Raw genomic sequence first — 10,729 nt, forward strand, 5'->3', positions numbered from 1 at the left:
GTCAGGCGTCCTTGGTGAGCGGGGGAAGACCACGGATCAGATCGGCGGCGCGCTCGGCGATCATGATGACCGCCGCGTTGATGTTCGCGCCGGGCACGGTCGGCATCACCGAGGCATCGACCACGCGCAGGCCGGCGATGCCCCGCACGCGCAGGTCGCTGTCGACCACGGCTTCAGGGTCCTCGCCCATGCGGCAGGTGCCCGCGGGGTGCTGGGTGATCCGCAGATTGTGGCGGATGAAATCGTCGAGCGCGGCGTCGTCCTGCGCTGCGGCGCCTGGGGCGATCTCGGCCGCGATCATGGCGGCGAGCGGTGGTGCGGCGAAGATGCGGCGGACTGCGTCCACGCCGCCGCGAATCTCGGCGAAGTCGTTTGGCGTCGACAGCAGGTTGAGGTCGATGCGTGGTTTCTCCAGCGGATCGGCGGAGCGCAGCGTGACGCTGCCGCGGCTTTCGGGGTGGAGCTGCATCACCATCACCGAGAAGACGTGCGTCTGGCGCTTGCCGACCAGCGGGAACCAGAGCTTGGCGTCGAGCCGGACGGGCAGGAAAACGAGCTGGATGTCGGGGTGTTCGAGTTCGGGCCGGGTGCGCAACATCAGCACGCCGCTGGTGATCTGGCTGGCGAAGGCGCCGCGCCCGGTCATGGCCCAGCGCAGCACCGACAGCGCGGCGCGATCGACGCGCAGTGCATTGAGGAAGCTGGTCGCACCGCGCGCGGCGAAGGTCATATAGACCAGCGGATGTTCGGACAGGTTGCGGCCGACGCCGGGAGATTCGGCCACCACCGGAATGCCGTGCGCCGTCAGATCATCCGCCGGGCCGATCCCTGAGAGCATCAGCAGGTGCGGTGAATTGTAGGCGCCGCCGCTGAGCACGACTTCCTTGCGCGCGTGGGCCCGATGGAGTTTGCCGTCGCGGCGATATTCGACGCCGGTCGCGCGGCCGTTCTCGATCAGCACGCGGGTGACCTGCGCACCCGACAGCAACGATAGATTGGGGCGCTTCAAGGCCGGGCGCAGATAGGCGGCGGCGGTGCTGGCGCGGCGCCCGCGTGGATCGACCGTGACCTCGCAGCCCGAAAAGCCTTCCTGCTGCTCGCCGCTCAGATCCGCGCTTTCATCGAAACCGGCGGCAAGCGCAGCACGGCGGATCGGGTCGGTGAGCAGGCGCGATCCGTCGACCGGGGTGACCGCGAGCGGGCCGCGATCGCCATGGTACGGCCCCGCGCCGCGCCAGCTCGATTCCATCCGCCGGAAATAGGGCAGGACATCGGCATAGCCCCAGCCGCGGCAGCCCATTTGGCGCCAGCCGTCATAATCGCCCGAATGGCCGCGCATGTAGATCATGCCGTTGACCGAAGAGGAGCCGCCGACCACGCGCCCGCGCGGCACCGGCAGCGAGCGGCCGGCCAGCTTCGGATCGGGCTCGCTGGCATAGCCCCAGTCATAGGCCGGGTTGGCGGCGGTCATCATGAAGCCGAGCGGCATACGAAACAGCCAGCTCGCATCGGCGCCGCCGGCCTCGAGCAGCAGGACCGACTCCGTGCCGCTTTCACTCAGCCGGTTGGCGAGAACGCAGCCCGCCGAGCCGGCGCCGACGACGATATAATCGACCTCCACCGACATCTCAGGCGCGGATCATCGCGGCGCATAACGAATGGATTTTGGACATGAATCTTCCCGGCCCCTGCTCGGTTGACGTTGTGGCATGACATATAGCATTCGACAAGATATAATGGCATTGGGTATGGTGCAGCGACGACGCATGCCGACGAACGCAAATTTCACGACGCGCGGCGCCGGTTTCAGGCAGGAGAAGAGTGACGATGACGAGCGCGGCAACGGGGGAAAGATCGCAGATTCCAGGCCTGGACAAGGCTCGCGCTTTCGCCGCCAGCCGGCACCAATTGTTCGTCGATGGCCACTGGATCGACCCGGTCGACGATGGACGCTTTCCGACGCATGATCCCGCGACCGGTGCGTTGCTGGCCAAGATCGCCGAGGCGCGCGCGGCGGATGTCGATGTGGCCGTCGCGGCGGCGCGCGCGGCGATGGACGGCGCGGCGTGGAGCGAGATGAAGCCCGCTGCACGCGCGCGGCTGCTCAATCGTCTCGCCGACGCGCTCGAGGCGAATGCCGATGAGTTCGCGGCGCTCGAGACGCTCGATAACGGCATGCCACTGCGCGACGCGAAACTCTTCCATCTGCCGCATGCGATCGAGACGCTGCGCTATAATGCCGGCTGGGTGACCAAGCTCAACGGCGAGACGATCGCGCTGTCGGGGCCCGGCACCTGGCACGCCTATACGCTGCGCGAGCCGGTGGGCGTGGTGGCGCAGATCGTGCCGTGGAATGCACCGCTCGCGATGGCGGTTTCCAAGATCGCCCCGGCGCTCGCCGCGGGCTGTGCGGTGATCCTCAAGCCGGCCGAGGAGACCCCGCTGACCGCGCTGCGGCTTGCCCATCTGATTGCGGAGATCGGCTTCCCGCCTGGTGCGTTCAACCTGCTGACCGGCTTCGGCGAGACCGCGGGCGCGGCGCTGACCGCGCATCCGGGGGTCGACAAGGTCACCTTCACCGGATCGACCGAGGTGGGGCGACTGATCGTCCGCGCCGCGGCCGGCAATTTCAAGCGCGTGACGCTCGAACTGGGCGGCAAGACGCCGGTCATCGTACTCCCCGATGCCGACCCCGCGCGCGCGATCGAAGGCGCGGCGCGATCGATCTTCACCAATGCCGGCCAGGTTTGCAATGCGGGTTCGCGGTTGTTCGTGCACGAGCGGCACTTCGATGCCGTGGTCGATGGCGTCGCCAAAATCGCCGAATCGATCGCGCTCGGTTCGGGGCTCGACGCGGCGACGCAGATGGGGCCGGTGATTTCCGCCGAGCAGCGCGATCGCGTGCGCGGCTATGTTCGAGGCGGGGTGGCCGACGGTGCGACGCTGCGGGCCGGCGGTCGCGCTATCGATGCGGACGGCTATTTCGTCGCGCCCACCGTGCTGACCGGCACCGAGGCATCGATGGCGGTGCGACGCGAAGAGATTTTCGGGCCGGTGCTGTGCGCGATGTCGTTTGCCGACGAAGATCTTGATCGCATCGCCGCCGAGGCGAATGCGAGCGACTATGGCCTTGGCGCGGTGCTGTGGACCAATGACCTGAGCGCCGCCCACCGGCTCGCGCGCAAACTCAAGGCCGGTACGGTGCGCGTCAACGGCGGCGGGCTTGATCCCGCGTTGCCGTTTGGCGGATTCAAGCAATCGGGCTGGGGCCGCGAGAACGGCCGCGACGGCATCGAGGCTTATACCGAGGTCAAAGCGGTGGCGATCGCGCTCTAGCCGGGCGCAGCCTTCCCACGTCATCCACGTCTCCGACGAAAGCGATGCGGCACGGGAAGGCGCTTGGCATTTACGATATTGACGAATGTCATTCGTCATGACCAATTGCGAGAAGTGAAGGGGTGCCTGTCTTGAGAAATAATCCGAGGATCGGAATCATCGGTGGGGGCATCGGCGGACTGACGGCGGCGCTCGCCTTGCTGCGCCGCGGGTTCGACGTGACGGTCTACGAGCAGGTCGGCGAATTGCAGGAGGTGGGTGCGGGGCTTCAGCTCAGCCCGAACGGGGTGCGCGTGTTCTGCGAACTCGGTATCGAACAGGAACTGCGCGCGATCTGTTTCGAACCCGAGGGCAAGGAAATCCGCCTGTGGAATACCGGCCAGACCTGGAAATTGTTCGATCTGGGCGTCGAATCCGAGGCGCGGTACGGTTTTCCTTATGTAACCGCGCATCGCAACGATTTGCACCAGATGCTGGTGCAGGCGATCGAGGCGATCGCGCCCGACGCGATCCGGCTCGATCATCGCTTCGTTGCGATCGAACGCAACGACAGCCGGGTGACGGTGGCGTTCGCGGGCCATCCTTCGGCAAGCTTCGACGTGGTGATCGGTGCCGACGGCGTGCATTCCAAAATGCGCGAGTTGCTGTTCGGCGCGGGGCCGGCCAAGTTCACCGGCATCGTCGCCTGGCGCGGGGTGATCCCGGTCGAGCAATTGCCGCCCGAACTGAACAAGCCGATGGGGGTCAATTGGATCGGGCCGGGCGGCCATGTGATCCATTACCCGATAAGGCGTGGCGAACTGATCAACTTCACCAGCGTCGTCGAACGCCACGACTGGAAGGTCGAATCCTGGTCGTCGTCGGGCACCAACCAGGAATATCACGACGATTATCCCGGCTGGCACGACGAGGTGCACGCGTATATCGCCGCGATCCCGCAACCCTTCAAATGGGCGCTGATCTCGCGTCCGCCGATGCGCGAATGGGTGAGGGGCCGGATCGCGCTGCTCGGCGATGCCTGTCATTCGATGCTGCCCTTCCTCGCGCAAGGCGCGGCGATGGCGATCGAGGACGGCTATATTCTGGCCCGCGCGTTCGAGGAATTCGACACGATCGAGGAGGCGCTGTCACGCTACCAGCAGGCACGGATTCCACGCACCACGAAGGTCGTCGACGGGGCGGCTGCCAACACCGAGCGATTCCACAATCCGATGCTGGCCGAGCCGCACAACGCGCAGGCCTATGTCGACGAGCAATGGGCGCCCGAACGCGTGATCGACCGGTACGAATGGTTGTTCCGTTATGATGTGACGCGTGTGTCGCTCACCGGCAGCGATGTCGCGGTGGGCGCGCTCTGATGGCCGGCGTGGCGAACCCACAAGCCGCCTGGACGCGCACGCCGCTGATCGTGTCCTTTGCCGACAATCCCAAATTCACCGAAACCTATGGGTTTGCGGGCAATTCGGGTAAGGTGAATCTGGAAGGCCAGTTGCTGCGCGATCCGGCGTCGCGATCGCGCACGGTCTATCTTTTCATGCACCCCACCTCGGTGCTCCACCTGCTGCCGATGCCGACCGCGCTGGCCGATGCCGGGCTCGACGTGCTGTGCGCCGCCAGTCGCTATCCGCGCAACGATACCGCGCTGATCTTCGAGAAGGTGGCGATCGATCTCGGCGCATGGGTGGCCCATGCGCGCACCGCTCTGGGCTATGAGAAGGTCGTGCTGGTGGGCTGGTCGGGCGGCGGGTCGCTGTCGCTTTTCTATCAGGCACAGGCCGAGAATCCGAGCGTCACCCATACCCCCGCGGGCGACCCGGTCGACCTCACCAAAGCGGGGTTGGAGCCGGCTGACGGCGTGATCTTCATCGCCGCGCACCTCTCGCGGGCCGAGACCATGACCGAATGGCTCGATCCGTCGGTGGTGGACGAACTCGACCCCGATACGCGCGATCCCGAGTTCGACATCTATTCGCCCGATTGCCCGCACCAGGCCCCCTATGACGCCGCGTTCGTCGCGCGCTTCCGTGAGGCCCAGCGCGCGCGCAACCGGCGCATCACGGCCTGGGTCGAGGCGCAACTGGCGCGGTTGCAAGCCGCCGGCGGCCCCGAGCACGAGCGCGCCTTCGTCGTCCATCGCACGATGTGCGACGTGCGCTGGCTCGACCCCATGGTCGATCCGTCGGAGCGGCGGCCCAACTGGACCTATATGGGCGATCCGCGTGCGGTGAACGTCGGGCCGGTCGGGCTCGCGCGGTACTCCACGCTGCGGTCGTGGCTCAGCCAGTGGAGCTACGACAAATCCAACGCCAAGGGGCCGATGAACGCCGCGCGGATCCGCAACACGCCGGTGCTGCAGATCGAGAATACGGCCGACGAGGCCGTCCCCGCGACGCACAATCCGGCGATCCACGACGCGCTGGCGACGCCGGACAAGGAATATGTCCGCCTGATCGGCGCGACGCATTATTATCTCGGTCAGCCCGACCTGCTCCGGCAATGCCTTGACGCGGTGATCGACTGGAGCCGGCGCAAGGGGCTGCTCGCGCCGTGACTCTGCGTCTCACCACCCCTCAGGCAGCCCGACGGCATGGCGCGCCGTTCACGGTGCCGTGGCGCGGGCAGGGCGAGACGAGCGAGCAACAGATGGCTGATGTGCTGGCCGCGCTGGTCGCCGCCATCGGTACCGAGGCGTTTCCGGCACGGTTTCTCGACGCGATGCGTGCGCTTGCGGGGGTTGATCTGTGCTCGGTCTTCCTGCGCCAGCGCGACGGGACGCTTCGGTTGCTGCTCGCCGAGGGCGCTTGCCCCGGCCTGGCGGATTTTCCCATCCATGCCTCGCTCGATTATGCCGACGGGCTGTGGCGATCCGATCATCAGCTGGCACGGCTGTCGCGCTCGGCGACCAAGCGGCCGGTCGTCGTCCGGCGGTCCGCCGCCGAGATCGCCGACCCGGCCTATCGCGCCGCTTGTTACGAGCGCGCCGACATTGCCGAGCGGCTTTCGATCTTCCGCCGCGGGCCACCGGCGCTGTTCGCCAACGGCTATCGCACCGCGCGGCGTGATCCCTTTTCCGCCGCTGAGATCGAGCGGCTGGAACGCCACGCAGGGCTGCTGATGGCCGCGGTCGAGCGCCACGAGCACGTCATGGCGGGCGTCGGGGATATGTTCAGCGAAGCAGCCTTGGCGCAATTGCTGATGGCACTGCACTGCAATCTGAGCGCGCGCGAGGCTGAGATTTCAGCAGCGATGATGCTGGGCGAGACGCAGGACGAAATCGCGCGGCGCAAGCAGCTTTCCTACGGCAGCGTCGTCACCTACCGGCGGCGCGCTTATGGCAAGCTCGGCATTGCTTCGCGGCGCGATCTGCTGCGGTTGCATCGCCGCCTGATGGCAGGCGTTGCCCCTTCCCGCGACTGACAAGTTATCATACAAGCTTATATTCAAGAGACCCCCCGAGGGGCGAATGAGACAGGAGAAGGCATGGCCCGGATCGGGTGGAGGATCGTCGTGATCGCCGGCATCGCGTTGGGGGTGGCGCAGATCGCCGCGTGCGGCGAGATCAGCGAGCCGAGGCGGACGGGCAGGGCCACACAGGCCGAGGTGCTTGAACTCGTGCTCGGCGGCACTTTGGGGGTGACGCGCGTCGCGGGGCTGATCCGCGATGCCGACCGGGGGCTGGGGCGTATCGATCGTGGGGTCTGAGGCGGCGTCCCGTCTGTCCCCCTTTTCCTATCCGCTGTTCCGTTCGATCTGGCTCGCCAATCTTGTCGCCAATCTCGGTTATCTGATCCAGTCGGTCGGTGCGGCCTGGCTGATGACCCAATTGGCGCCGTCGCCGCGCATGGTGGCGCTGGTGCAGGCGTCGGCGACGCTGCCGATCATGCTGCTCGCGCTGGTTGCCGGCGCGATCGCCGACACGTACGATCGGCGGCGGGTGATGCTCGCCGCGCAGGGTTTCATGCTCACCGCCTCGTTCACGCTGGCGATGATGGCGGGCCTCCACTGGGTGACGCCCGCGTTGCTGCTTGGTTTCACCTTCCTCGTTGGCTGCGGGATGGCGCTCAACGGCCCCGCCTGGCAGGCCTCGGTGGGCGATCTTGTACCCAAAACGGTGTTGCCGGCGGCGGTCGGCTATAACAGCGTTGCGTTCAACGTCGCGCGCAGCCTGGGGCCCGCGATCGGCGGCGCGATCGTGGCCGCCGCGGGCGCGGCGGCGGCGTTTCTCGCCAATTGCGTCGGTTATATCGGCTTGATCGTCGTGCTGTTGCGCTGGCGACCGGCGCCGCGCGGTCACACGCTGCCACCCGAGCGGATCGGCAGCGCGATCGGCAGCGGGCTGCGCTATGTCGCAATGTCGCCGCACCTGCTGCGGATCATGGTGCGTGCGGCGATGTTCGCGGCACCATCGAGCGCGATCTCGGCGCTGATGCCGCTGGTCGCCCGCGATTTCATGGGCGGTGGCGCGATCACCTTCGGCGTGCTGCTCGGTGCGTTCGGGGTCGGCGCGATCGGAGGCGCGCTGATCAGCGCACCACTGCGTCGCCGCGCGCAGCCGCAACTCGTGGTGAGCGTGGCGGCGGTGGGGGTTGCGCTGGGCGCGGCGGTGCTCGCGATGAGCCGTAGCCTGGTGCCGGCGCTCCCCGCGCTGGCGTTTGCCGGCGGGGCGTGGATTCTTGCCATGTCGACGCTCAATGCGTCGGTCCAGCTCGGGGCGCCGCGCTGGATGGTGGCGCGCGTGGTGGCGACCTACCAGACCGCGGCGTTCGGCGGGTTGGCGTTCGGCGCCTGGTTGTTCGGGATGGTGGCCGATGCTTATGGCCTCCAGAACGCCTTGCTCACCGCCGCCGGGCTGCAATTGCTGAGCGTGCTTGCCGGCCAGTTGCTCAGATTGCCGCATGTCGACCATCTCGATCTCGATCCGCTCGATCGCTGGAAGGAACCTAGCACCGCGGTGCCGATCGAGGCGCGCAGCGGCCCGATCGCGATCACGCTCACCTATCGGGTCGATCCCGCCGACGTGCCCGAATTCCTGCTCGCGATGGCCGAACGCCGCCGCATCCGCCGTCGCGACGGCGCGCGCCGCTGGACATTGTCGTGCGATCTCGCCGATTCACGGGCGTGGATCGAGCGCTATCAGGTGCCGACCTGGCTCGATTACATACGCCACAATCAGCGCCGGACCCACGCCGATTCCGCCAATTTCGAGCATATCCAGCGGCTGCACCGCGGTGCTGGACCGCCCGAGGTGCGCCGCGTGATCGAGGTTGATCCGGCGAACCGCCCGTCGCCCGCCGCCGTGATCGATCCGCTTTCCGACCACCCCTGACGGGCGGCGTCGTCGCAGGAGTCAGACCGGACGGCTAGTTACGGAAAACCACCGTTTTGGCGTCGTTAAGCAACACCCGATCGTCGAGATGCAGTTTGACTGCCCTGGCGAGCACGCGACGCTCGATGTCGCGGCCTTTTGCCACCAACTCGTCGGGCCGGTCGGCATGGGTGATCGGCTCGACCGCCTGCGCGATGATCGGTCCCTCGTCGAGATCCGATGTCACGTAATGCGCGGTGGCGCCGATCATTTTCACGCCGCGCGCATAGGCCTGGTGATAGGGCTTGGCGCCCTTGAAACCGGGCAGAAAGCTGTGGTGAATGTTGATGCAGCGCCCCGAAAGATAGGCGGCCATCGTGTCGGACAGGATCTGCATGTAGCGCGCAAGGATCACCAGTTCGGCACCTGATTCCTCGATCACGGCGCGAATCTGCGCTTCCTGCTGCGGCTTGGTGTCGCGGGTGATCGGCAGATGATGGAAAGGCAGGCCGTCGATCAGCGCGGGCGACAACGTCTCGCGCGGATGGTTCGAGATCACGCCCACCACGTCCATGGGAAGATCGCCCATGCGTTGCCGGTAGAGCAGATCGACGAGGCAATGGTCAAACTTCGAGACCAGGATCAGCACGCGCCGGCGCTGGTCGCGCGGGCGCATGTGCCACGCGATCGCGAACCGGTCGGCGATCGCGGGGAAGGCGTCGCGCACCTGTTCGAAGCGCTGACGGCCGTCGAGCGCGAATTCGACCCGCATGAAGAAGCGGCCGGTCTCGCAATCCTCGAATTGCTGCGCCTCGAGGATGTTGCCGCCGGTTTCGGTGAGATAGGTCGAAATAGCGGCGACGATGCCCGGGCGGTCGGTGCAGGATAGCGTCAGGATATAGGATGTCGTCATGGGGCTCTTTCGAGCAGTTGGAAGCCGGAGCGTGAACTGCTGAGCTGGAAGCGGCCGGCGGCCACATGGTTGATCCACCGCGCGGTGCGTTCCAACCCGCCGAACGGGAAGAGGTGCAGCGCAAGCGGTTGCAGGGTGGCGAAGGCCGGTGTGGTGGCGAGATCGCGGATGATCGGATCGGGGGTCGCGTCGCTCAGCAATCGGGCGATCGAGCTGCCGCGCGAGACGATTGCCTTGGCCGACGTGCCGACGCCGCAGACCTGCGCGAAACGGAGCAAGGTGCGAATACCCGCCGGCCCGGCCAGCCCGATGCGGACCGGCACGTCGGCATGGCGCGTGCGGAACGCCTGCGCCCAGCTCAGAATCGGCTCGGCATCGAAGCAGAATTGCGTCATCACGCCGGGGATCATCTGCCGATCGCGGAGGGCGGCGATCTTGGCGTCGAGCGTCGCGTTCAGCCGGTCGGCATCGACCTTGGGATGGCCTTCGGGATAGCCGCCCAGCCAGATACGGCGCAGCGCGGGCTGGCTGAACGCGGGGCTGTCGATCAGCGCCGCGCTGCTGTCGAACGGTCCCACCGGCTGGCCCACATCGCCGCTGATGACCAGCAGTTCACGCACGCTCGCTTCGTCGCACAGCCGGCCGAGCAGGCGCGCGAGATGCGCTTCGCTCGTCACCATGCGCGCGGCGATGTGCGGGACCGGCTCGAAGCCCATCGCGCGCAGCCGACAGGCGGCCGCGACGCGATCGTCGTCATTATCCTTGGGAAGCCAGGTGATCGAGATCCGGGTGCCCGGTGCGAGTAGCGACGCGGCCGCGGCGATCCCCGGCCCGTCGCGCGCGGAGACTTCGTACGAAGCCTCCGCGGCGAGATCGACGATGCGGTCGAACACTGCCGTGGGGGCGCCGCGCGACAGCGGCAGGCAGGGGGCGGGTTCCATCACCTGTGGCTCAGTAACGATAGTGATCGGGTTTGAAGGGACCTTCGACGGGGACGCCGATATAGTCGGCCTGCTTTTTGGTGAGGGTGGAGAGGTGGACACCGAGTTTGTCGAGGTGGAGCGCGGCGACCTTTTCGTCGAGGTGCTTGGGGAGCACATAGACGTCGTTCTTGTACGCCTCGGGCTTGGTGAACAGCTCGATCTGCGCCAGCGTCTGGTTGGTGAAGCTCGACG

General features: G+C 66.9%; 10 protein-coding genes. 6 read left to right on the plus strand and 4 right to left on the minus strand.

Going from position 1 to position 10,729, the window contains the following annotated elements:
* Nucleotide 1 precedes the first annotated feature (1 nt).
* A complete protein-coding gene (locus tag NFE57_RS15140; RefSeq protein ID WP_252136430.1) occupies nt 2-1,627 on the minus strand; it encodes a GMC family oxidoreductase in 1,626 nt (541 codons plus the stop codon).
* Nucleotides 1,628-1,827: 200 nt separating this feature from the next.
* On the opposite strand from NFE57_RS15140, the gene NFE57_RS15145 reads away from it, so the two are divergent.
* From NFE57_RS15145 to NFE57_RS15170, 6 genes are all read left to right on the plus strand, one after another.
* Nucleotides 1,828-3,336, plus strand: coding sequence for an aldehyde dehydrogenase family protein (locus NFE57_RS15145; protein ID WP_252136431.1), 1,509 nt, complete (start codon nt 1,828-1,830; stop codon nt 3,334-3,336).
* A 131-nt stretch (nt 3,337-3,467) separates the two neighbouring features.
* On the plus strand, nt 3,468-4,694 hold the full coding sequence (locus NFE57_RS15150; RefSeq protein ID WP_252136432.1) for an FAD-dependent monooxygenase: 1,227 nt from the start codon (nt 3,468-3,470) through the stop codon (nt 4,692-4,694).
* Nucleotides 4,694-5,887, plus strand: coding sequence for an alpha/beta hydrolase family protein (locus NFE57_RS15155; RefSeq protein ID WP_252136433.1), 1,194 nt, complete (start codon nt 4,694-4,696; stop codon nt 5,885-5,887). The genes NFE57_RS15150 and NFE57_RS15155 overlap by 1 nt, the downstream gene beginning before the upstream one ends.
* The gene (locus tag NFE57_RS15160; protein WP_252136434.1) at nt 5,884-6,753 is read left to right on the plus strand and encodes a helix-turn-helix transcriptional regulator; all 870 of its coding nucleotides are present in this window, start codon (nt 5,884-5,886) and stop codon (nt 6,751-6,753) included. Before NFE57_RS15155 ends, NFE57_RS15160 begins: the two co-directional genes overlap by 4 nt.
* 63 nt (nt 6,754-6,816) lie before the next feature.
* Nucleotides 6,817-7,038, plus strand: coding sequence for a hypothetical protein (locus NFE57_RS15165; RefSeq protein WP_252136435.1), 222 nt, complete (start codon nt 6,817-6,819; stop codon nt 7,036-7,038).
* Nucleotides 6,998-8,662, plus strand: coding sequence for an MFS transporter (locus NFE57_RS15170; RefSeq protein ID WP_252136436.1), 1,665 nt, complete (start codon nt 6,998-7,000; stop codon nt 8,660-8,662). The genes NFE57_RS15165 and NFE57_RS15170 overlap by 41 nt, the downstream gene beginning before the upstream one ends.
* Nucleotides 8,663-8,696: 34 nt before the next feature.
* Here the strand turns inward: NFE57_RS15170 and purU are convergent, their stop codons facing one another.
* From purU to NFE57_RS15185, 3 genes are all read right to left on the minus strand, one after another.
* Nucleotides 8,697-9,554, minus strand: coding sequence for a formyltetrahydrofolate deformylase (purU, locus tag NFE57_RS15175; protein WP_252136437.1), 858 nt, complete (start codon nt 9,552-9,554; stop codon nt 8,697-8,699).
* Nucleotides 9,551-10,495 carry a methylenetetrahydrofolate reductase gene (locus NFE57_RS15180; protein WP_252136438.1) on the minus strand — a complete coding sequence of 315 codons (945 nt, stop codon included), beginning with the start codon at nt 10,493-10,495 and terminating at the stop codon, nt 9,551-9,553. Before NFE57_RS15180 ends, purU begins: the two co-directional genes overlap by 4 nt.
* A 10-nt stretch (nt 10,496-10,505) precedes the next feature.
* On the minus strand, nt 10,506-10,729 hold a 224-nt coding region (locus tag NFE57_RS15185), incomplete at its 5' end, for an adenosylhomocysteinase (RefSeq protein WP_252135602.1).

It is taken from the genome of Hephaestia sp. MAHUQ-44 (assembly GCF_023806085.1).
GTDB lineage: Bacteria > Pseudomonadota > Alphaproteobacteria > Sphingomonadales > Sphingomonadaceae > Sphingomonas.

Coding starts and splice junctions, on each gene's coding strand:
- NFE57_RS15140 (WP_252136430.1), bottom strand. CDS start 1,627: ATGTCGGTGGAGGTCGATTATATCGTCGTCGGCGCCGGCTCGGCGGGC.
- NFE57_RS15145 (WP_252136431.1), top strand. CDS start 1,828: ATGACGAGCGCGGCAACGGGGGAAAGATCGCAGATTCCAGGCCTGGAC.
- NFE57_RS15155 (WP_252136433.1), top strand. CDS start 4,694: ATGGCCGGCGTGGCGAACCCACAAGCCGCCTGGACGCGCACGCCGCTG.
- NFE57_RS15170 (WP_252136436.1), top strand. CDS start 6,998: ATGCCGACCGGGGGCTGGGGCGTATCGATCGTGGGGTCTGAGGCGGCG.
- purU (WP_252136437.1), bottom strand. CDS start 9,554: ATGACGACATCCTATATCCTGACGCTATCCTGCACCGACCGCCCGGGC.
- NFE57_RS15180 (WP_252136438.1), bottom strand. CDS start 10,495: ATGGAACCCGCCCCCTGCCTGCCGCTGTCGCGCGGCGCCCCCACGGCA.
- NFE57_RS15165 (WP_252136435.1), top strand. CDS start 6,817: ATGGCCCGGATCGGGTGGAGGATCGTCGTGATCGCCGGCATCGCGTTG.